The following is a 24,179-nucleotide window of genomic DNA, read 5'->3' as shown; positions in this document are numbered from 1 at the left end:
AATAATAATCAAATGGAAACTGTAATAAACGATGTGCGCATAATTATGAAAGAAACATACTCTAAGTTGGTTTCTTTTAAACGTAAGGGGAATAGAGAATCCTTTAATTCCGAATTACTAAAGGTATTACCTCAAATATATAGGTATGTCTCTAAAAGACTTAATAGTGCGGTTGCTAATGGTAAATTGAATAAGGGAATGTTTAATCCCAATGATTTTACAGATCAATTATTTATAGAAGTTTATGACAATATAGATGATATAAAAACGGAAAATGAATTACACATTTTTCTATTTAAAAAAGTAGATGAATTATTAGAGGATAGTTTGGTAGAGGAGGAGTTTGATCATGTGTTTTTTGATAATATTGATACCTATTCTAAACCAGAATGGGATGCTATGGAAGAAAACTATACCCAAGATGGCGACGGTGACTTCTTACTTCTAGAGGAGCTTGATGATAAATCTGTTGATAAGAGTAACTATTCTCTTAACCAGGTTTTTATAACGGAAGAAGAAAAACAACTGGCAGATAAATTGGATGAATCTTTGAACAAAGAACGTATTTACCGTCATATTCAATTAGTACTTGATAAAATGAATATGCCAATGAGAACAGTTTTTGAACTCTATGCAAATGAAGGGTTAACTACAGAAGAAATTGCAGAAATACGGAAAGCAACACTTAGTCAAGTAGAAGACTTATTGTCCTCTGCAAGAAAATTATTAAAAGACAGTTTTGAAAAACGATTTCTGTTTCAAAGTAATTAAATAACAAAGCTCTCATTTTAAATGAGAGCTTTTTTTTATACTGTTTTTAAAGCAATCTAATATTTAGATATCTGTTATTCTAATTTTTCCAGTTAGTTCTGTAATATGAATTCGAAAAACAATGGGTGCATCTTCGGTATCTATTTTGGCTGAAAACTCACTAATACAATTGGGGTTCTCACCATATTTTTTACGAATCACATTTTTTACCCCATCAGAAAATTGATGTAACATATGTTTGGCATCAATACTTGAAAGTTCTTCAAAAGTACCTTGAACCAACACAGATTTCCAATTAGAGATAGAAGCTATTTCGTCGATGGACAAACAAACAGCTATGTTTTTTCTCATCTCCTGTATTTTATGACCTTCAGAAGAATAGCTGGTTATTGAATTGGTTTCTGGGTCATAGAAATAGGTTATAGGTACAATATGTGGAGATCCACCTGAAATATAAGCTAATCTGCCAACGTAGTTTTCTTCCAGGAGCGCTACACATTCCTTTTTATCCAAATTTCTTCTCATGACCTATTATTATTATTTATGATGCCTTAAAATTATAGATCATAGCGGTAGTTGAACATGATATTGGTCAGTTATGATAGAACTACCATTAAATCTTGATAAAAGAGGACAATATCTATGGTTAAGCTTTATTTTTAATAATTACTTTTTTGAGAGAAATGTTTAGCACTTTTAGAGTACTAGTAATAGATATAGCTTTCCAAAAAAAAAGAATAGATTTGAAGTTGTTCTAATTTTTTAATTGCAATCAAAAGAAATCAAATACCAAACTAATGACCAAACTAACAACAAAGAGTTTTATCACCGTTTTACAAATTACCATTCTGGTACTGTTTTTTTCTTCATGTACCAATAATTCAAAGCAAGCTATATTGTTGCCAGCAGCTAATACTATCCCAATTGATGACGATGATTCAAGGGATTCTGTTCTTCTAAAAGCAGCACATGTAATTCCATCAGAAAATCAAATGAATGCGCTGAAAGATGAATTTATAGCATTTGTACATTTTGGACCAAACACTTTTACAAAACTGGAATGGGGAAATGGAATGGAGGACCCAGCGGTTTTTAATCTTAAAAATTTAGATACTGACCAGTGGTGCAGAGCAATGAAGGATGCCGGTATGAAAAAGGTTATAATAACTGCAAAACATCACGATGGTTTTGTGTTATGGCAAAGTAGGTATACTAAACATGGGGTGATGTCTTCACCTTTTGAAGATGGTAAAGGAGATATTTTAAAAGAGCTGTCTCTTTCTTGTAAAAAGTTTGGTATAAAATTAGGGGTTTATTTGTCGCCTGCAGATTTATTTCAAATTGAAAGTAAAGAGGGGTTATATGGTAATTTAAGTAAGTATACCAAACGCACAATTCCTAGAGAGGTTGAAGGTCGTCCATTAGAAAATAAAACAACATTTGAATTTGAAGTCGATGACTACAATGAGTATTTCTTGAACCAATTATTTGAATTACTTACCGAATATGGTCCTATTGACGAAGTTTGGTTTGATGGAGCCCATCCCAAGAGAAAAGGCGGACAGCAGTACAAATATAGAGACTGGAAGAAGTTGATTACAGCTTTGGCGCCTAACGCGGTTGTTTTTGGTAAAGAAGGCACAAGATGGTGTGGTAATGAGGCTGGAGCTACCAGAGATACGGAGTGGAATGCGATACCATACACCGAAGATCCAAGAACAATGAACTTGTTCGCCGATATTACTGGTGAAGATGTTGCAAGTATAGATAAACTAATGAAAGGGAAGTACTTGCATTACCAACCCGCAGAAACAAACACGTCTATTAGAGAGGGTTGGTTTTATAGAAACGATGATGAACAGCAGGTAAGAAACACAGATGATGTTTTTGATATCTACGAAAGGTCTGTTGGTGGCAACTCAATTTTCTTGTTGAACATTCCGCCAAATAGAGAAGGTATATTTTCTGAGAAAGATGTTAAGGTTTTGCAAGAAACGGGTAAGCGTATTAAGGAAACCTATGGTATTGACTTATTGGAAAAAGCCGAAGGTCCTGTAGAATTATTGGATGCCAATGAGGATACATTTATGGTTTTAGATAATGATAAATTAATACTTGAGTTTAAACTACCAAAAGAGGCTAAGATCAATAGGTTTGTCATTCAAGAAGATGTTAAAAGGCATGGTGAGCGTGTATCTAAACATGCATTAGATGTCTGGATAAATGGAGACTGGCAAGAGGTTGTTTCTAGTACAAATATTGGGTATAAAAGAATACTTAGATTTCCTGAGGTAACAACAAATAAATTTCGATTACGCATTTTAGATTATAGGGCTATTCCGGTTCTACAAAATGTTTCAGCGCATTACTACAAAAGTAGACCGCCCGTTTTAGAGATGCATAGAACAAAATTAGGATTAGTGGATATAGCACCTAAAATGGCTGATTTTAAATGGAATCCTCATGGTGAAAATGCAAGTGGTAATCTTACTAAGGGAATGAAAATTGTATATACCACAAACGGTGAGTTGCCTTCAGAAAGTTCTACAGAATATAAAGAGCCATTTGCATTTGCAAATGGTATGGTAAAGGCATTAGCAATTATGAATGGTGAAGTAGGCAGTATGTCTGAACACAACTTTGGCTTACTTAAAAATAAGTGGAAAATAATTGATGATAACGGTTCAGTTAAAGAACATAATGGCGATATGCTAATTGATGAAAATAAAGATACTTTTTGGCAGTCTGAAAAGAACCGTATAAATAAACAGTATGTTACTTTAGATTTAGGGGAGCAGACTAGTATTAGTGCTTTTAAGTATACACCACCAACGTCTGTTGCTACAGGAATGATTCAAAAAGGAATCATTTATGGTAGTTTGGATGGGCAAAATTGGAAAGCAATAGAAAATTTCGAGTTTGGTAATCTTATTAATGATCCTACCCCTAGAATGCATAAGTTTAAAAATTCATTTTCAACACGGTATATTAAACTAATGGCTTTAGAAATTGCAGGCGCAAATGATTCTGCAGCCATTGCCGAGTTAGATTTTTACAAATAAATTTTATTGCTTTTTAATATTGGATTCTACCTTATTTACATGGAGGTAGAATCCATTTTTTTGCTCCAATTTGTGGCTGATTATTTTTTTGTCAGCGCACTACAAGTATCTCTACGTTTTATCTGCACCCAGCTTAAAAATGTATTTTAAAGATTGAATAGTATTTAGACTCTTATTAGAAGCAACGAATTCTAGTTCATACCCGACGAATACTAAAAGCCACCCTATATAGCGATTGTTCACTGTTAGATTTGAATAAGAAATATTAATCTAATTCAACAATCATGAAACTATTTTACACCATTATACTTTGCTGCTCGTTCTTCGCAGGTTTTTCTCAGTACGATAATAGTCCTTATTTATTGGTATCTACCGAAGATGCTGTTATACCCTTAAAATCTTCAAAAACAGAAGTTGAAATTTCGGGTACTATTGCCCATGTAAAGGTTACGCAAGTATATCAGAATAAAGGAAACCAGGCAATTGAAGCTAAATATGTCTTTCCCCTTTCTACAAAAGCAGCGGTACATAAAATGCAAATGACTATAGGCAACCGAATTGTGAACGCCAAAATATTTGAAAAACAAGAAGCTCAAAAAGTATACGATAGCGCAATTGAAGAAGGTAAGCGTGCTGCCAAGTTAGAGCAACATAGACCTAATGTATTTCAAATGAATGTGGGTAATATTATGCCTGGCGATGATATTACGATCGACATTTACTATACCGAAATGTTAGTACCGCTAAATGGCGAATATCAGTTCGTTGCTCCAGCGGTAGTGGGTCCACGATTTACTGGAGAAAGTGCTGAAAATGAAGAAAGCTTCAATATGCCATATACGGCTAAGGGTATTGCAGATAGTTTTGATTTTGATATGACAGTTACCCTAAATGCGGGTATGATCATTCAGAATATGAATAGTACTACACATAATGTAAATGTCAATTATCCAGATGCGAAGACTGCTGAGGTTTTTTTATCCGAGGAAAATAAAAATCCATCGAACAGAGATTTCATCTTGAAATACAACCTAAGCGGCAACCAAATACAATCGGGTTTACTGCTATACGAAGGCGAAGACGAAAATTTCTTTACCTATCAAATGGAACCGAACAAGAATGTTGTTTTAGAAGACATTCCGGCGCGTGAGTATTTATTTATTGTTGATGTATCGGGTTCTATGAATGGGTATCCTTTAGAGGTGTCAAGAGAACTAATGCGTAATCTTTTATGCGGATTACGAATGACAGATACGTTTAATGTGCAGTTATTCGCATCGAGCTCAACAATTTTCAGTCCCACTCCGGTAGAGATTAATGAACAGAATATTGAAGCTGCTATTCGGTTTTTATCGGAAGGTCAAGGCGGTGGCGGAACACAATTATTAAGCGCACTGAATGAAGCATACAAATTACCAAGGAAAGAGTTAAACGTTGCCCGTTCTATGGTAATTATAACTGACGGGTATGTAAGCGTCGAGAAGGAAGCTTTTGAGCTTATTAGTTCAAACCTAGATCAAGCAAATGTCTTCACTTTTGGTATAGGTTCTAGTGTAAATAGATATTTAATTGAGGGTATGGCTAAAGTATCGAATAGCGAATCTTTCATTGCGACAACTTCGGAGGAAGCGCAAGAAGTAGCCAAAGACTTTGCTAACTACATTGCCACACCATTATTGACACGAGTAAAAATTGAATCTAAAGGATTTGATATGTATGATCTAGCTCAAAAAAGTATACCAGATGTTTTTGCAGCAAGACCGGTAATAATTCATGGTAAATATAGAGGCAAGGCAGAAGGGAAAATTATTGTCACCGGATATCAAGGTAAGAAGCGGTTTAGAGAAGTTTACAATGTATCTGATGGACAGTTAAGCAAGCGGAACAAAGCATTGGGTTATTTGTGGGCTAGAAAGCGAATAGGGGAGTTAGATGATTACAAGAAGCTGTTTAATGAAGATGTGAAAGCTGAGGTTGTGGAATTAGGACTTAAATACAACTTAGTTACCAATTATACCTCGTTTGTTGCTGTAGATGTAGCCATAGTTAATAAAGACGGTTCATTGATGAAAGTAAAACAACCGTTGCCAATGCCAAATAATGTAAATAATTCAGCAGTAGGGGCTGAAGCGGTAGTCAAAGAAACCAGCAAGTTCAAACGAACTTTTACAATAACTTTTGAAGACAAAATAGAGAAAAAAGACAAAAGACAAGTAACGATGGAATTTAAAGTGATGTATTCAGAATTAGTAACAAAGTACTTAGGTAGGTATGAAAGTCTACGCATAAAATTTAATGCCCAAGGTAAAATTGTCGGTGTTGAAAAGCTGGAAAATGGAAAATGGATTTCTGAGGATAAGATAAGATTGGACTTTTCTGAAATAGCTATGAAATCAGTCCAAAAAGAAATGATATTGACTTTGAAAAAGTAGTGAGTTAGTTTTTGGTTAGTTGGTTCTCTGTAGAGAGAAGAAGACCTGTAGGAATGTAAATTCTTGCAGGTTTTTCTTTTTGTAAAAGCAAGTAAATAGTACTCTTTCATGCCCAGTAATACGGAGCATTCAACGAATTCTAGATGAAGGTCTACGAATACTAGAACAGCATCTAAAACACGCTATGTCTACCCTAATTTAGAGGTATAGAAACAAAACAACTAAAATAAATACTATGAAAAATTTAATCTTATTTATCGCTGTACTAAGTGTTTGTATTACCAATGCACAAGAGTTTCAATTAACGGATAAATACAATGTAGCCAACCAAAGAACTATTGGACAAGAGGAAGAAGATACATGGGCACTAGATGTAATTGTATCAGAGAACCCAGGTAATAGCTTAGGGATATTGACTATTTCAGATTTTGGATTGTTAGACGAAATACGCATTTCAGTTTTAAAGAATCCTGAATTAGAAAATGTATCAGAAGTACTAAAAGTAACCCTAGAATATTCCGCTTGTTGCGCAAGTACAGAAGAGTTCTATTATTTGGTAACCAATGATAATGATTTTATCGCGCTACCAAGTGTCAAAAATGAATATGGGTATGAACCTATTTCAGATATACACTACATTTTTCCTAATCAGTCATTTGGCAAGGAAGGAACAATTCTAAGAGCAGCATTACAATACACAGAAACATTTACGATCAAAGACATTAAGGTGCTTCGCAGCATTGCTTGGAACGATGATGACTTTGATACAGAAGACGCTATTACTGCAATTAATTATTAATAACCCTTAAAATTTAGAATTATGAGAAATTTAAAGAAAAGTGCTTTATTCCTATGCTTATTTGCATTTGTAAACATGTTCGCTCAAAACGCACAAGAAGTAGAATTTGAGATAATGGACAAAGAAATTCCAACAGAAGAACTAACCTATGAATATTTATTGGCGCACAAAGTTTTCCTTCGTGAAAAGCCCTCTGTTAGAAGTGAAAAGATAACACTTTTAGATATTGGTACTAAAATGGTGCTTTGGGAAAAGAGTTTGTATGCCAAGGAAATTGACGGTATAAAAAGCCACTGGTACAGAGTAACAACAGGAGACCAGACCGGATGGGTTTGGGGAGGAATGATTGCTCAAAAATCCTTTGGAAGCATTGCAGACAATCAGGTGAAGTTTGTATATGGGTATGAAAGTATTGCATTGAATGCGTCGGGCGTTGCAGAAGCAAAATACCAATTACGTGCTTTTAAAAATGGAGTGCAGTTAGACAAGATGGTTTTAGATAGCCTTGGTGCAATTCCTGTTCATATTGAAAACCATGGTAGTTTAGGTTTATTCAACGTAGAAGATGTAATTACGGTAGATTTAGCCGATTCGGATTCGGGTTACCAAGTAGGGAAAAGCTATATCTTTTGGAATAACGGACGATTTAAAAAAGTGGCTAGTTTAATTGACTATGCAGACACCAATTATTTGAAGACAGAGTCTTTTGTTTTTCCATCGGATATGCAAGGTGTTAAGAGTACTATTTTATTGAAGACTACCATTACAAAAAACATCAAAACACTAGATGATGCTTTGTCTCAGAACAATGTAGAATTCATTACAACTCCGTATACCTGGAATGGTTCTAAGTTGATGAAAAAGGAAAAGGCTCAGGCAATTACAAAAGATGCTATAGTAAGTACGGACTATTAAAAGATAAAAATGAATAAGTATACAATCTTGGTATTGGTTTGTGTTTTAGTGCTAGGCTGCAAGAAGCCGTTTTCGAAAAGCTCGGAGACGGCGCTTGCATCGCCTTTTAGCAGAGCGAAAGTGCAAGAATCTATAGTGTTTATTGCAGGTTTTGATGAAGGTGATAATACGTATTACACGAATGCAAAACGGTATTTCACTAAGATAGAAATGCAGGTTGTAGCGGATTTGTTTTCTATAGATGAGATTATAAATTTTATAAATAGAGCAGAGGAGAATCACATTCGTTTTAAAGAAATACATATTGTTAGCCATAGTAATGCTTGGTTAGGAGTGTCATTAAAGACAACAAAATCTGGTGAGCGAATTACGGTGAAGACCTTACGAAATGCTATTCAAGAACAGGAAATTCAATCAATTAAAAATGAAGCTACTTTGAATTCAGAAGTGATTTTTCATTCTTGTGGATTAGGTGAAAATCAAGATTTGATACAAGAATTAAAAAATACGTTGGGAGCAAAACAAGTATCTGCATCAACATACTTTAATGTATTCGGCGGAAAATTTGCAGAACATTATTTAGCGAAACCATATTATGGCTATTACCCAACGGCAGAATCTAAAGGACCTGCTTATCTTTCTAAAGAATTTAAGGAAGCGTATCCAGATGTAAATATCGATTGGTTTACAGCCTTAAAGACAAGACAAGAATCGTCTTTTGGTGAAGCGTACAGTTTCAAATTTAATATTCCGGTAGATTGGGAGTTTACTTTTGACAACACGGATGATATGCCTAAATTGGAAAACAAAGAGGCAATTATGGATTGGATTTCAGAATCGCCAGAAATGGCAGAGGTACTTTTTAAATTGAATATTCCGATAGAGAAATTCCGATGGAGAAGTACTGTAGAAGGCAATACATTATTAATAAAAGGAAAAACAACGGTACTGTGTGTATTGGCACCTATTTTGCAATCTAATGACCAAAATGAATATCAAAGCGTTACGGTAAATGACCCTTCGCTGTATCAAATATTATAACGGTATCAGCGTTAAAATGATACTTGAAACCTTAAAATAGAAAACCTTTTTTTGAAACTTTATTTGAAATACGTATTGATTGTGTTTTGTTTCTTCGGAACAATACAATTGTTTGCGCAAAACAGTCAGCTAAGATCTTATACAATTGCAGATGGTTTACCACAGTCTCAAGTATATGATATACTGCAAGATGAAATGGGTTATTTGTGGTTGGGAACACAAGGTGGCGGATTAGCAAATTTTGACGGAGATGTCTTTGAAGTTTGGAATGAAAGTGATGGATTACCTTCTAACTACATAGATGCGTTATACACATCAAACGATTCTTTATTTGTTGGGAGTAGAAAAGGACTATCTATAAAAGTCAAGAATCGCTTTATAAATTTTGAATCTCCCCAAATACTCCAAATCTATTCCGCAAAAAACGTTCTATTCATTGGAACTAAAAAGGGAGTTTATAGGTATGCTAAAAACAAAGAACTTCAAAAAATCACTATCAATCCAGAGATTGATAGAAGTGAAATTAACACCATACTTTTTGATGGAAATTGGTATTGGTTAGCTACCAACAATGCCTTATGGAAGTTGAATGAACTAAGTGAATCTGCAACTGAACAATTGAAAGTTGAGGTTAATAATTTTAAGTCGGTTCTATTACATAATAACAAGATAATTGCCGCAACATTTGATGATGGCGTTTTCATAATGGACGCAGAGAATACTGATAATCAGTTTTTAATGCCAGAACCATCGCGCATCAATTCCATGTCAATTCAAAATGAAGATGAATTATGGATAGCCACTGATAATGATGGTATTACGATTGTAGAGACCAAAAAATTTTCAGAGATAAAACGATTAAATACGGCTGGTGGATTAGCAACTCCGCATATAAGAAAAGTCATTAATGATGATAATGGTAACCTTTGGATTGCAACTTCTGGTGGCGGATTTTACAAATACTTTCAGAATAATTTTAAGCATTATGACCAACGAACGGGCTTAAAAGGCAATCGTATTTATGCGGTTCATAATGCCCCAGACGGATTATGGTTTTCCACTTCAGAAGCTGGATTATCAAAAATAGATTCTTCAGGTATTCATTCATTACCAAGCGATGGTTCCTTTTTCGATGTAAAGATTAAAACGATTGATAGCGATTCAAAAGGTAATATTTGGGCTGGGTCAGATAATAGAGGACTGCTATTTCGTGAAACTAAAATGGTCGATAGTTTGGTGTTCTCGTCAAGCGAAACTTTTTTAATTCAGATAGATACGGTTTCCGTTGAAAGAACCGCCAATCATATTATTGATGAAAGCAAAGGCTTTCCGTCAGATTGGGTGCGTACCGTAATTACCGATGATGATTTTATATGGGCAGCTACCTATGCTCATGGTATGGTAAAATTCAATTACTACTCTGACAATGACAGCCTGGTGGTTAGAAAAACCTTTTCTAAGCGAAATGGAATTACCGACATGCTGATAAAAGGCATGGTTAAAAGTCCAGATGGTAAGCTGTGGTATTCCACACAAAATGGTCATTTGGGCTATATAGAAAATAATAAGGTGACGAGTATTGAAACTGATTTGGAGCAGCAAACAGCTATTGGTACAATTTTTTTCCATGAAGAAACTATCTACTTAGGTACTTCTGGTAAAGGTATTTGGTATGCAAATAGCACCAATCCCGTAAATTTTCAACAATTAAAAGGAAGCAAGAATTTATCTTCAAATAATATCTATCAGCTCATTTTTGATGATCAAGGGTATCTGTGGGCAGGCTCAGAAAGGGGAGTCGATAAAATAGAATTGAACAAAGCTAATGAGATTGCAGACGTATATCACTTTGGTAGAAATGACGGATTTCTAGGGATAGAAACCTGTTTAAATGCGGTAGATAAAGATGAACAAGGTAATCTGTGGTTCGGTGCTATTTATGGGCTAACAAAACATATACCAAGTGAAAGTAAGAAAGCATCGTTACCACCAACGGTATATTTTACGGGGGTAGAGGAGCGTTATAAAAATATAGATTCATTAGTTTTAAAAGACTGGACGAATAGTAACAAGGTATTGCAATTAACTCCTGATCAAACGCAACTAGGTTTTTCCTTTAGAACGGTAGATGTTGACCACCCCAATGAAATAGAATACAGAACAAAATTAGATGATACAGAGTGGAGTCCGTGGGTAAAAGAAAACAAACAGAATTTTGCTGGTCTGGCATATGGTCCACATGATTTTTCTGTACAATCTAGAAACTTTAGATGGCAAGAAAGCGAGCCAATAAAATTTAGCTTTTTTATTGATAGTCCGCTGTACAAAAAAGACTGGTTTCAATGGTCTGTTTTGGCATTGGCTATTGTAGTGTTATTGGGTATTGGCTTGTTTTACATTCGTAAGATAAAAGCAAAGAACAAAGCAGAACAAGAACGCTTGAAAACTCAGAATTACCTTTTGACCTTAGAACAGAAAGCATTGCAATTACAGATGAATCCGCATTTTATATTCAATGTGTTGAATGGGGTAAAAGCTATGGCAGGTACGAAACCAGAAAAGATGGATGCGACCATTAATAGCTTTGCCATTCTGCTTAGAGAAACCCTTCAGAATTCTAGAAAGGAGCATATCAGTTTAGACCAAGAAATAAAGGCATTGCGACATTATGTAGAAGTAGAAAAGCTGATGGCACAAAAACCTTTTGAGTATGCTATAGATATACAAACGACACCAGATGCAGAAGAGATTTTAATTCCGCCAATGTTGATTCAGCCTTTTGTAGAGAATGCGATTAGACATGGAATTTTAAAAGGCGATAAGCCAGGTAAACTTACGATTGGGTTTACTACTTCTAAAACACATTTGCATTGCAGTATAATTGACAATGGTTTGGGTATTTTTAAATCGCAAAATGAAAAGCCAAAAACAGACCATCAATCAATGGCATTGACCGTGACCAAAGAACGATTAGAATCAATAGCAGGAAAGAATATCCTGCACATAAGTGAAATTAAGAATGAAGATGGTAGCATTGATGGCACCAAGATTACCTTTAAAATACCATTACTAACAGATTATTAGAAACCTATGCATACAGCGATTATAGTAGAAGACATGATTGACGCTTTAACCCTTTTAAAGAAGGATATAGAGACGCAACATACAGATATTGAAATTATCGCCACAGCACAGAGTGTAGTGGAAGCTGCCAAGGTATTGCGTAAAAATCAACCAGATATTCTGTTCCTGGATATCATGCTGGGTGATGGTACAGGGTTTGATATTTTAGAGATTTTCCCCGATTTAAAATCCAAGATAATATTTGTAACCGCAAGTGATGAGTTTGCTATACGTGCCTTTAAATTTGCCGCAATCGACTATGTATTAAAACCCTATTCAAACGAAGATTTGAGTTTGGCAATCGCGAGGGCAAAAGAGCAGTTACAGCCCAATAAAGAACGTTTACAAATTTTAAAGGAGACTATTTCTGCACCCGAGAAAAAACCCAATAAAATATCGTTACACACGCTAGACCAGATTATCATTGTTAGTCTAGATGATATCATTCGGTGTGAATCCGATAGTAATAATACCATTTTCCACCTTCAAGATAAACGCAAGATTTTCGTAACAAAGACCTTAAAGTACTTTGCGGACCTTTTAAGTAGTCACGATTTTGTACGCGTACACCAAAGTCATTTAGTAAATCTTCAATGCATAAGTGCCTACATAAAAACTGATGGTGGTTATTTAATGTTGAAAAATGGAGAGAATGTTCCGGTATCCGTCCGCAAGAAAACTGAGATTATTGAGATTTTAGATAAGATGCATCGGTAGGTGAAATTTAGAAGAGAGTATTCTAATCACTTTATAGAATATCAATAATTAATTTTTTTTCTAGTTAGTTGAGAAAACAAAAAATCAACACCCCATTTTTACATTATTCTCAAAAACTTATTTTTAAGTTATATTTTATGTTAAGGTTAACATAATTGTTAAAAAACCCTGTCTATTTTTAGAGAGCTGTAATTAATGTCACGAATTCTGTGAAGGATGATATTAAGTTTTGTCTTTAGTTATAGTAATACAGTTTTGCAATTATAACATTCATAATACCATAAATGTTGAGGTAAGATGTCCACTTAGAATATCTATCCTTGAGAACCAATTTAAAACTAACACATGAAAAGAAGAGATTTTGTACAGTACGCCGGGCTGGGTGCCGGAGCTTTAATGATGCCTTCATTATTGCTAGGTAATGATATCCCGACGGAAGCTTTACTAGAACCAGGAATGGATGTTTTGATTAAAAAGAACATGGCGGATGTTGCCCTAAATACAGCTAAGTCTTTAGGAGCTACATATGCAGATGCTAGAATAGGTAGATACTTAAACCAGTATGTGTTTACTAGAGAAGATAAAGTACAAAATGTAGTGAATACAGAATCTTTTGGTATAGGTATTCGTGTAATAGCTAATGGCACTTGGGGCTTTGCATCAACAAATAGTGTTACTGCAGACGGAATTAAAAAGGCAACGGAGCAGGCAGTTGCTATTGCAAAAGCAAATTCAAAAATTCAAAAAGATCCAGTTAAACTAGCCCCTGTAAATGCATACGGTGAGGTTTCTTGGAAAACACCTATAAAAAAGAATTTCAAAGAGGTACCGGTTTCAGAAAAAGTAGATTTATTATTGACTGCAAACGCAGCTGCATTGGACAATGGTGCTGATTATGTTAACTCTGCTTTATTCATGGTTAATGAGCAGAAGTATTTTGCCTCTACAGACGGTTCTTATATTGATCAAGATATTCACCGATTATGGCCTACGTTTAGAGTGACTGCTATTGATAAAGCTAAAGGAAACTTTAAGACTAGAGAGAACATGAGTGCTCCTGTAGGTATGGGGTATGAATATATGGATGGCTTAGAATCTGAAAAACTAGAAGGTCCAGCAGGTCTACGTTTATATAGAAATAGTTATGATATGGTAGAAGATGCTACCATTGCGGCAAAACAGGCAAAAGAGAAATTAACTGCTAAATCGGTTGATGCCGGTAAGTATGATTTGGTTTTAGAGCCTAATCACTTAGGACTAACAATTCACGAATCTGTAGGTCACCCATTAGAGTTGGATCGTGTACTAGGTTATGAAGCTAATTACGCAGGAACAAGTTTTGCATCTTTAGATAAATTAAAATCTGGAAACTTCCAATACGGTAGTGATGTAGTAAATCTTGTTGCCGATAAAACTCAAGTAGGTTCTTTAGGTGCTGTTGGGTATGATGATGAAGGAGTGAAAACGAAGAAATGGGATTTAGTACGTAATGGTGTACTAACAAATTTCCAAGCAATACGTGATCAAGTTCATATGATCGATCAAAATGAATCTCATGGTTGTTGCTATGCTCAAAGTTGGGACGATGTTCAGTTTCAACGTATGCCAAATGTATCATTAGAACCAGGAAAGGAAAAATATTCTATTTCTGAGATGATTAAAGATGTTGAGAAAGGTATTTACATCGCGGGTCGTGGATCTTATTCTATTGATCAGCAACGCTACAATTTCCAATTTGGTGGTACAGTGTTTTATGAGATTAAAGATGGTGAAATTGTTGGCATGCTAGAAGATGTAGCTTACCAATCTAATACTCAGGAGTTCTGGAATTCTTGTGTTAAGATTTGCGATGAAAGCGATTACCGTTTGTTTGGAACTTTCTTTGACGGTAAGGGTCAGCCATCACAATCTAGTGCTGTGTCTCACGGTAGTTCTACCGCAAGGTTCAATGATGTAAACGTAATTAACACAGGTAGAACTATTTAATTAGGGATACTCTTAAAACAGAACAACAATGGCAATTTATACAAAAGAAGAAGCAAGAAAAATATTGGAGAAAGCATTGAGCTTTTCCAAAGCCGATACCTGTGAGATTAATTTAAGCGGTTATAATAGCGGTAATATTAGATATGCACGTAATACGGTATCAACATCAGGTTTTAGTTCCAATCAAAGTTTGGCTGTACAGTCTAGCTTTGGAAAAAAATCTGGTACGGCAACTATCGATGAATTTGATGATGCATCGTTAGAAAAAGTGGTAAGAAGAGCTGAGGAATTGGCAAACCTTTCACCAGAGAATCCAGAATTTATGGAGCCTTTGGGTCCACAGATGTACGATGAATCTATTAGTTTTAGTGAAGCAACAGCTAACATAACCCCAGAATACAGGGCAGAAGTAGCTAGTAGTAGTATTATTCCAGCAGATGCAAAAGATGTAACTGCAGCAGGATTTTTAAATGATTCTGCCGGTTTTAGTGCTATGATCAATTCAAAAGGATTGTTCGCATACAATCAATCTACCGATGTAGATTTTACAGTAACCATGCGTACTAATGATGGTACAGGTTCTGGTTGGGTTTCTAGAGATTTTAATGATGTAACAAAATTTGATGCTGATGAAGCTGCTAAAACAGCGATTGACAAGGCGGTATTGTCTAGAGAGGCAAAAGCTATTGAACCAGGTAAATACACGGTTATTTTAGAACCTGCTGCTTCTTCAGATTTGTTACGTAATATGTTCAGGTCTTTAGATGCACGTTCTGCAGATGAGGGTAGAAGTTTTATGTCTGGCAAAGATGGAGCAAACAAATTAGGAGAAAAGATTGTAGATGAGCGTGTAAATATTTGGTCAGACCCACTGAATCCAGAAGTGCCAACAGCTACTTGGAATGGAGAAGGACAACCGCTAAAGAAAACAACTTGGTTAGAAAATGGAGCGGTTAAAAATTTAGCTTACGATCGTTTTTGGGCAAAAGAAAAAGGAGTAGATCCTGTTCCTTTCCCAACCAATGTTATCATGGCTGGTGGTGATGCTAGTTTAGAGGACTTGATCAAGAGTACTAAAAAAGGAATTTTGGTTACACGTTTATGGTATATACGTAGTGTAGATCCACAAACTTTACTGTATACAGGACTAACTAGAGATGGAACGTTCTATATCGAAAACGGAAAAATTAAATATCCTGTAAAAAACTTCAGGTTTAATGAGAGTCCTATAATCATGTTAAACAATTTAGAAACGCTTGGTAAACAGGTGCGTATCAATGGTAATTTAATACCATATATGAAGGTTCGCGACTTTACGTTCACCAGTCTTTCTGATGCGGTATAGGTGATAGAATTATAATTAAAACTGGTTGTTTGTGAAACTTCACGACAACCAGTTTTCTTTTTGCAGCTTCATTATAAAATAAGCGATACACTTTTGAACAACGAATTTTTCTTTACTAGGTTACAATATGAATCCGGCGATTGGGATGTAGATCAGCGTATGCCTTCCAACTTGTTGAATTCTTTGGTTGAGTATACTACGTTGAAAGTAAATACTCAAGAAAAGATAATAACCTTGGCAAGCGATGATATTTTCAAGAGTCCGTTTTGTTATATCTCCGGACATAAATTGGTGGAGTTTACCAAGAAGGAAAAAGAGAATTTCGAAAAATATGTACGGAATGGTGGTTTCGTTTTTGCCGATGATTGCAATCATGATATTGATGGTCTTTTTGCAAAGTCTTTTGAAAGGCAGATGGAGGAAATATTTGGTCCGTCCGAATTAAAAAAGATACCCAACGATCACGAAATCTATTCTATTTTCTTCGATTTTGAAGACGGTCCGCCAACAACCTCGCAAGAGTTGAATGGTTGGGGAGATGATTTGGTGCATGATTATTTAAAGGCAATAGAAGTTAACGGTAGAATAGGAGTCTTATATAGTAATAAGGACTATGGTTGCGAGTGGGATTATGATTTTAGAAACAAGCGTTGGTATAAAATAGACAATACACGGTTTGGGGTCAACATAGTATTATATGCCCTTACCTCATAAACAGATTTTAATGGATAAAGAATTACAGCGCATAGCAGATGAGGTAGAAATGCTTTCAGGTAAGTTGAAAGCCTTAAAACAAGAAATAGGAAAAGTAATTATAGGTCAAGAAGAGACAGTCTCTCAATTACTAATTACATTTTTGGCTGGTGGTCATGCTTTGTTAGAGGGTGTACCTGGCTTGGCAAAAACCTTAATGATCAGAACATTGGCGAATGCCATTGATTTAAAATTTAAAAGAATACAGTTTACGCCAGATTTAATGCCCTCGGATATTATTGGAACCGAGATATTAGAAGAAGACCACACTACAGGTAAAAAGTTCTTTAAGTTTAACAAAGGACCTATTTTCTCCAATATTATTTTGGCTGATGAAATTAACCGTACACCACCAAAAACACAGGCAGCGTTATTAGAGGCAATGCAAGAATTTGAAGTAACCTATGGCGATAAAACGTATCCCTTAGACAAGCCATTTTTTATTCTAGCAACTCAAAACCCTATAGAACAATCAGGAACCTTTGTATTACCAGAAGCACAACAAGATCGTTTTTTACTGTATATCAAAATAGGATATCCAACCAAGCAAGATGAAGAAGCAATCTTAAAAGCTACTACAGGAACCTTTAAAAAGAAACTGAATAAAGTAATTTCTGGAGAAGATATAGTGCGTTTACAACAGCTTGTTCGTGAAATTTCTATAAGCGATGCACTCATCACTTTTGTAAGTGATATCATTCGCGCTACTCGACCGGAAACTACAACAGATTCTTATGTGAAAGACTGGGTAGATTGGGGTGCAGGTCCGCGTGCAGGTCAAGCTATGATCTTAACGGCAAAGGCTAATGCCTTGTTAGAAGGCAGGTTAGCGGTAACCTTAAATGATATCAAAAGTGTGGCATTGCCAGTACTTCGCCATAGAGTGTTGGTTAATTTTAGAGCAGAGGCAGAAGGTATTACTTCAGATAAAGTTGCTAGTCATTTATTAAATACTATAGAAGTAAAAGGTAAATAAACAACCTAGGGGCAAGCCCGAAGGGTACTGAATTATAAATCTAATTTTGATTTCGGCGAAAGCATAAAATCAATCAAATCTCGATTATTGGGTAAATGGCAAAACAAGACTATCACGATTTATTAAAACCAGAAATCATCAATACCGTTTCGGGGCTATCATTGATATCCAGAATTGTGGTTGAGGGGTTTACTTCTGGTTTAAATAGAAGTGCCAGTGTTGGTCCGGGAATGGAGTTTAGTCAATACCGTGGCTATGAACCAGGAGATGATCTTCGGTTGCTAGATTGGAAAATGTTGGCGCGTTCCGGTAGATATTATATCAAGCAATCTGAAATTGAAAGTCAGGTAACCATAAAATTCATCGTGGATGCCAGCGCATCGATGTTACATAAAGAAGATACCTTGTCCAAAATGGATTTTACCCGTGTGCTAGTAGCTACATTAGCTTACATGGCACAAAAGCAGGGCGATTCTGTTGGTCTTTTCGCGCTCAATGAAAATGATGTGGTTAGTATTTACCCTAAAGCAGATAAAAAGCATTACAATCGCTTATTGCTAGAACTCATCAATCTTTCAAATACTGGTAAATGGCCAGAAACCCATATTTCAAATAAACGCATACCAAATAGAGGAGGAAAAGAATTGATATTTTTCTTGACGGATATGTATGAAACGGGTGAGGAGATCTCAAAGTTTATTAAAGGATTAAAATCTGCGAGAAATGAAGTGGTCGTACTTCAAATTATGGGCTCTGCAGAAATGGATTTCAATTACGGACCAAATATCACTTTTGAAGATTTGGAAACAGGAGCACGAGTAAAAGTAGATACCGAAAAATCTAAAACAGAATATTTGGCTGCTCTTGAAAGCAGATTGAAAAAGGTCAAAGAAGAATTGCTTTCGAACGGAATCGATCACTATGTCTTTCGTATGGATGCACATTTGGGTGAAGCATTACAATTATTTTTAAAACAACGTAAAAGACTCGGTTAATATGTCATTCGCACAACCTTCGTATTTATGGGCTTTATTGGGACTTTTAGTTCCAATAGCTATCCATTTATGGAGTAAGAAAGAAGCGAAAACTATAAAGATTGGTAGCGTGCAATTGTTATCAGAATCAAAATCGAGACAATCCAGCAGCATTCAATTAAACGAATGGTGGTTGTTGCTATTGCGTATGGCGATTATTTCGCTGATTACTTTGGTCATGGCAAAACCGCAATGGCAATCCAAAGTGAACAACAGCAAACTGACTTATATTGTTGAACCTGAATTTGCAAAGAATGAAAAATTCATGGCTCGTTTTAATGATTTGCAGGCAGATCAAGAAATAAGACTTTTACAATCAGGGTTACCCATAAACGATACTGAGTATGCTAATTCAGAAGATTTTAATAGTGCAGATTACTGGTCATTTGCATCAGAAATGGATGCCTTGCAAACAGATAGTATTATTGTTTTTACTAACGGATATGCAAAAGGACTAAAAGGACCCAGACCTGAAACCAACCATCACATCAACTGGATAGTTTTGGACTCGGCACAAACTGTTGAAAAGCCTTTAATAGCATATCAGAAAGAGAAAAATATAACATTATTTACAGCTAATAACAGTCCGGTAGCTTCAAAAATAGCAACGAAGTATATTGAATTAGGTGATGTATACCAATTGACATCTAATGGCGATAGTTTACAGGTTTTAAGTTCAAACTCAAATTCAACAAAAATCCCATTAATTCAACAACCTGCTCTAGAAGTTTCTTTGGTTTATGCAGAAAGTCTAAGTGCCGATAAAAGGTATATAACAGCAGCATTGGCAGCTTTATCAACGTATTTGAATAGAGAAATAAAAGTCGAAAGTTCCTTAGATAACGAAGTATTGAAGAATAAAGAAAGTGATCTAACGATTTGGTTGAGTACTAAACCTGCTTTAGTTTCAGCTCGAAAAAAACTTGTATTTAAGAACGACACCATTTCTAATGCGCTGATAATAAAAGGGGAAGATGAAAATACATTTTATATAACAGAAAGAATAACCACAGAAAATGCGGTATCTGGGAGATTAACAGAGAACCTACTTAGTATTTTAGATGTCAATAAAGAAGTGAAAGAGCTACAGGCTAAAGCAGATATTCGCTCAGTCACAGAAGCAGACTTAAAAACTAATTTCATAGAAAATAAAGCATCTAAAACTCACAAAGCCAGCTGGAGTTTGAATCCGTATTTATGGGTTGTTCTTTTGGTGTTATTATTTGTAGAACGCTTTGTAGCTTATAAACGAACACAGTAATGGAATCAGGCAAACTACACTTGATGAAATTTCACAGGCGTTGGCAAATCTTGTCATACGCAGAAGCTGTTTTGTATGCTGTTGGCATTGTCGTTCTTTTCTATTTAGTATCTAAAAATCTATGGGTTGGTATTTTAAGCTTTGTAGTTTCAATGGTTATAATTCTAGTAATAAAGAAGCCTTGGAAACATAGTTTAGCTACCACGGGCAATTATATAGATACACATATAGATGAGGCGTCTTTTAGTACAGGTTTGTTACTACAACCAGAAGATTCATTATCGAATCTTGCCAAGTTACAACGCTATAAAGTATCTGAAGAGCTTACTAAAAGACTTGGTGCTATACAACCGCCAAACAAATTGAAACAGGCGGTACTAGTTATGCTAGGGTTGGTATTACTTGGAGTTGTGGTTCAGAAATTAGACTTGTTTAAAAGCGTAGAAAGTGTTTTAAGAAATTCTGCTAATGAAACACAAATTCAGTTTGTCGCAACTGATAGTATTAGTGATAAGTCCGTCATTCCAAAAATTTTCAGTCAAGATATTAGTGTTACATATCCGTCTTATACACGAAAAGGAACCATTGTGGTAAGCAACCCAAATATTAAGGCAATTGCTGGCGCTACGGTTCAGTGGTTGTTGGAATTTGATAATCCTGTTCAAGAGGTCTACCTAGACCGAATGGGGGAACTAATTCCGTTGCAAAAAGGCGAAAAGGGGTATCGTATACAGCAAGTAGTATCAGAATCAGGCTTCTACAATTTTAAATTTAAGAATGAAGAAGGCATTGAATTTACGTCAGATTTATTCTCGTTGGAAGCAATACCCGATAATCCGCCAGAAATTGAGATTTTAGGATTAGAACAATACACCTATTTTGATTTTTCAGATACAAAGATTGTCGAACTACAAAGTGCAATTACGGATGATTACGGAATTGACGAAGCCTATATCATAGCCACCGTGAGTAAGGGATCTGGAGAATCGGTGAAGTTTAGGGAAGAGAAATTGAATTTCAAGGAAACTATTTCGAAAGGTGTAAAATCGGTGAAGGCTAAGAAAACACTAGATTTAAATGCCTTAAAGATGGAATTGGGTGACGAGCTCTATTTTTACATTGAAGCCTTTGATGAAAAACAACCCAAGCGAAATGTGGCGCGTAGCGAAACGTATTTCGCAGTTATAAAAGATACCGTGAGTGAGCAATTTGGCGTAGAAGGGACTTTGGGCGTTGACCAAATGCCCGATTATTTTAGAAGTCAACGCCAGCTGATTATTGATACCGAGAAGTTAATAAAAGATAAGCCAAGCATTACAAGCAAAGAATTTAAGTCCAGAAGTAATGAACTGGGGTTTGACCAAAAAGCACTGCGTTTGAAGTATGGTCAGTTTATGGGAGATGAATCTGAAATGGAAGAAGCTCCGGCTGAGATCAAAAGTGATGAACAAGGTGAGGATCATGATCATGCTGAAGATCAAGAAAATATCTTAAAAGAATATTCGCACGACCATGATGGTGATAATGAGCATAATTTGGTTGCGGCTGAAAAAGCAGAAGAGGCAGAAGACCCTTTGCACGACTACCTTCATAATCATGATGACCCAGAAGAATCTACCTTATTTGAAGAATCGTTGAAGACAAAATTGCGAAAAGCTTTGAATATCATGTGGGATGCCGAATTGCATTTACGATTAAATGAACCAGAAAAATCATTGCCATTTCAATATGATGCACTGACCCTTATTCAAGAAATAAAAAACAGTGCCCGTATTTATGTACATAGAATTGGTTTTGACCCACCGCCAATTAAAGAAGAAAATAGGCTTACTGGCACTATAAAGGAAATTGAGAATTATCGAAAGAACGAAACCAAAGAGGTGGAAAATCCTTTTGAAGCATTAGAGAATGCTGTTGCTCGTTTAGAACAGTTAATACAGCAAGAAAGCACTTTTAATGAGGCTGATAATGCACTTTTCACTGCTGCAGGCAATGAATTGGGGCAATTAGCAATAGTTAACCCAAGTAAGTATTTACAAGTCTTACAAGGCTTAAAACGTATTGAGAATAATACGGGGCGAACAATGAATAATTATAAATTCGTTCAAAAGGGATTGTTATCAGCATTACCGAAAACACCGCAAATACCAGGAGCTAAAAAAGAGTATATAGACGAAATCAATTCATTGTTTCTTAAACAACTAGAGGTGTATGATTGATGGTTTCTCATTTTTACAAAAAGAGCTTATAATCCCCATCTTACTTTGCGGATTAGTAGTTTTTAATATTTATGTTTGGAAAGAATGGCAAACAAAACAAAGGGGTCGTTTTGTTGTAAATTCTATTGTGGCTTTGATAACAATCTTGGCATTGGGTATATTAATTCTAGAGCCCACAAAAGAAGTTGAGATTAATGATAGTCAGGCATTAGTGCTGACCGATAATTATAATGCCGTAGTAAAAGACAGTCTTTTAAATTATTATAAGGGTATAAAGGTTTTAGATTATAATCCTGTAAAATTGATTCGTAAAGAGCTTGATTCCCTTACCAATGTTATTGTACTTGGTGATGGTATTGAGCCGTATGATTTTTATTTGTTCGATAGTATTCCCACAACCTATATTCCAAATGCTGCGCCAATGGGAGTTACAAGATTGAACTATACAGAACAACTTGTATTGGGATGTGAATTAAAGGTTTCAGGTAGTTATTCAACTCCTATAGAAAAGTCATTTTTAGTACTACAAGATTCAAGAAGTAACGGGTTAGATTCTATTCAGCTTATTGAAAATAAGAATGTAGATTTTAACCTAACTACTCGTCCAAAAGTAGCTGGAGCTTATGTTTATCAATTAGCGGTTAAAGATAGTGTTGGCGTTATTTTAGAAACGAATCCGATTCCAATAAAAGTGCTAAAAAAAGAACCATTACGTGTTCTGATCTTAAATACCTTCCCCACGTTTGAGACAAAATATCTGAAGAATTTCTTGGCGGAATCTGGACATGAAGTCATTGTTAGAAGTCAATTGACAAAAGGAAAATATAAGTTTGAATATTTTAATACGCCAACACAACCGGTTTATCAATTTACTGATGTGGTATTGCAAAATTTTGACATCGTTATTACAGATTCCGAAACGTATATGAGTTTAGGGAAATCAGCCAAATCTAGATTTGAAAAGAGTATAGCAGAGCATGGTTTAGGACTATTTATTCAACCAAGTGATTTCCTTTTTAATACCCGAAGCAGCGATGCCTATTTCAAATTTAAAAGCGATAGGATTAACACTGTGATATTACCTATTTATGCTGCAGAAACAGAAAAGTACCCGTATCAGTTTGATGAGCAATTATTAGTAGAGCCCATTGATTTAGACGGAGTATCAAACCTTGCTGCGTATCGACAAATGGGTAACGGAAAAATTGCAACAACATCACTATTAAGTAGTTATCAGCTTTTGTTGAATGGAAAAAGTGAAGTATACCATGGTGTATGGACCACCATTTTAGATAAGATTGCAAAGAAGAAAGGGCAGGCAGTTTCATGGGAATCCAACACTAAAATTCCAAGAAAAGATGAGCCATTTCATTTTGAAGTTCGAACAAACTTAGAGGAGTTGGGTGTTATAAATGAAGATAGTATTTCGGTATCACTTGTTCAAAAGGCATTACTGCCAAGTCACTATTCAGGCACTGTTTATCCGAAGAAAATAGGGTGGAATACATTACAAGTTGAAAATGATAGTACAGACTTTTCATATTATGTTTTTGAAAAGAATGATTGGAAAGCTTTAACTAGTACCATGATTATAGCAGCTAATAAAAAGCAATTCGCAAACGAAACTCAAAAAAACAGGACGGTTTTTGTGGACCGTCCTGTTTCTCAATTATTGTTTTATATCCTCTTTCTGCTAGGGGTAGGGTGGTTATGGCTTTCACCAAAACTAGCCGCCGAAGGCTAAA

17 protein-coding genes are annotated in these 24,179 nt (G+C 35.4%); 16 read left to right on the top strand and 1 reads right to left on the bottom strand.

What is annotated here, in order from left to right; genetic code table 11:
• Window positions 1-12: 12 nt before the first annotated feature.
• On the top strand, window positions 13-771 hold the full coding sequence (locus tag BM296_RS13210; RefSeq protein WP_091903536.1) for an RNA polymerase sigma factor: 759 nt from the start codon (window positions 13-15) through the stop codon (window positions 769-771).
• A 63-nt stretch (window positions 772-834) separates the two neighbouring features.
• On the opposite strand, the gene BM296_RS13205 is transcribed toward BM296_RS13210, so the two are convergent.
• Complete coding sequence (locus BM296_RS13205) at window positions 835-1,296, bottom strand: pyridoxamine 5'-phosphate oxidase family protein (RefSeq protein ID WP_091903534.1); 462 nt, start codon at window positions 1,294-1,296, stop codon at window positions 835-837.
• A 272-nt stretch (window positions 1,297-1,568) separates the two neighbouring features.
• Here BM296_RS13205 and BM296_RS13200 point away from each other — a divergent pair, with 272 nt between their 5' ends.
• From BM296_RS13200 to BM296_RS13130, 15 genes are all read left to right on the top strand, one after another.
• A complete protein-coding gene (locus BM296_RS13200) occupies window positions 1,569-3,833 on the top strand; it encodes an alpha-L-fucosidase (protein WP_091903532.1) in 2,265 nt (754 codons plus the stop codon).
• A gap of 284 nt (window positions 3,834-4,117) precedes the next feature.
• A complete protein-coding gene (locus BM296_RS13195; RefSeq protein ID WP_091903530.1) occupies window positions 4,118-6,265 on the top strand; it encodes a VIT and vWA domain-containing protein in 2,148 nt (715 codons plus the stop codon).
• A 235-nt stretch (window positions 6,266-6,500) separates the two neighbouring features.
• On the top strand, window positions 6,501-7,064 hold the full coding sequence (locus tag BM296_RS13190) for a hypothetical protein (protein ID WP_091903528.1): 564 nt from the start codon (window positions 6,501-6,503) through the stop codon (window positions 7,062-7,064).
• Between the two features lie 21 nt (window positions 7,065-7,085).
• Window positions 7,086-7,979, top strand: coding sequence for an SH3 domain-containing protein (locus BM296_RS13185; protein ID WP_143099073.1), 894 nt, complete (start codon window positions 7,086-7,088; stop codon window positions 7,977-7,979).
• Window positions 7,980-7,988: 9 nt separating this feature from the next.
• Window positions 7,989-9,020 carry a hypothetical protein gene (locus tag BM296_RS13180; protein WP_143099072.1) on the top strand — a complete coding sequence of 344 codons (1,032 nt, stop codon included), beginning with the start codon at window positions 7,989-7,991 and terminating at the stop codon, window positions 9,018-9,020.
• A 63-nt stretch (window positions 9,021-9,083) separates the two neighbouring features.
• A complete protein-coding gene (locus BM296_RS13175) occupies window positions 9,084-12,104 on the top strand; it encodes a ligand-binding sensor domain-containing protein (RefSeq protein WP_143099071.1) in 3,021 nt (1,006 codons plus the stop codon).
• A 6-nt stretch (window positions 12,105-12,110) separates the two neighbouring features.
• Window positions 12,111-12,860 carry a LytR/AlgR family response regulator transcription factor gene (locus BM296_RS13170; RefSeq protein WP_091903519.1) on the top strand — a complete coding sequence of 250 codons (750 nt, stop codon included), beginning with the start codon at window positions 12,111-12,113 and terminating at the stop codon, window positions 12,858-12,860.
• A 345-nt stretch (window positions 12,861-13,205) separates the two neighbouring features.
• Window positions 13,206-14,846, top strand: coding sequence for a TldD/PmbA family protein (locus BM296_RS13165; RefSeq protein ID WP_027067578.1), 1,641 nt, complete (start codon window positions 13,206-13,208; stop codon window positions 14,844-14,846).
• Between the two features lie 28 nt (window positions 14,847-14,874).
• A complete protein-coding gene (locus BM296_RS13160) occupies window positions 14,875-16,191 on the top strand; it encodes a TldD/PmbA family protein (RefSeq protein WP_091903517.1) in 1,317 nt (438 codons plus the stop codon).
• 93 nt (window positions 16,192-16,284) lie between these two features.
• The gene (locus BM296_RS13155) at window positions 16,285-16,905 is read left to right on the top strand and encodes a DUF4159 domain-containing protein (RefSeq protein WP_073245342.1); all 621 of its coding nucleotides are present in this window, start codon (window positions 16,285-16,287) and stop codon (window positions 16,903-16,905) included.
• A 10-nt stretch (window positions 16,906-16,915) separates the two neighbouring features.
• Window positions 16,916-17,920 carry an AAA family ATPase gene (locus BM296_RS13150; protein ID WP_073245979.1) on the top strand — a complete coding sequence of 335 codons (1,005 nt, stop codon included), beginning with the start codon at window positions 16,916-16,918 and terminating at the stop codon, window positions 17,918-17,920.
• 95 nt (window positions 17,921-18,015) lie between these two features.
• A complete protein-coding gene (locus BM296_RS13145) occupies window positions 18,016-18,915 on the top strand; it encodes a DUF58 domain-containing protein (protein ID WP_091903515.1) in 900 nt (299 codons plus the stop codon).
• 1 nt (window position 18,916) lies between these two features.
• A complete protein-coding gene (locus BM296_RS13140) occupies window positions 18,917-20,215 on the top strand; it encodes a BatA domain-containing protein (protein ID WP_091903513.1) in 1,299 nt (432 codons plus the stop codon).
• A 23-nt stretch (window positions 20,216-20,238) separates the two neighbouring features.
• A complete protein-coding gene (locus tag BM296_RS13135) occupies window positions 20,239-22,434 on the top strand; it encodes a tryptophan-rich sensory protein (RefSeq protein WP_245787016.1) in 2,196 nt (731 codons plus the stop codon).
• Window positions 22,427-24,178 (top strand): hypothetical protein, encoded by a 1,752-nt coding sequence (locus BM296_RS13130; RefSeq protein WP_091903509.1) that lies wholly within the window; start codon window positions 22,427-22,429, stop codon window positions 24,176-24,178. Before BM296_RS13135 ends, BM296_RS13130 begins: the two co-directional genes overlap by 8 nt.
• The last annotated feature ends 1 nt before the right edge of the window (window position 24,179 follow it).

Origin of the sequence: Maribacter stanieri, assembly GCF_900112245.1 — a bacterium.
In the GTDB taxonomy this organism is placed as follows: domain Bacteria; phylum Bacteroidota; class Bacteroidia; order Flavobacteriales; family Flavobacteriaceae; genus Maribacter; species Maribacter stanieri.
This window is presented reverse-complemented; position numbering and strand designations above follow the sequence as displayed.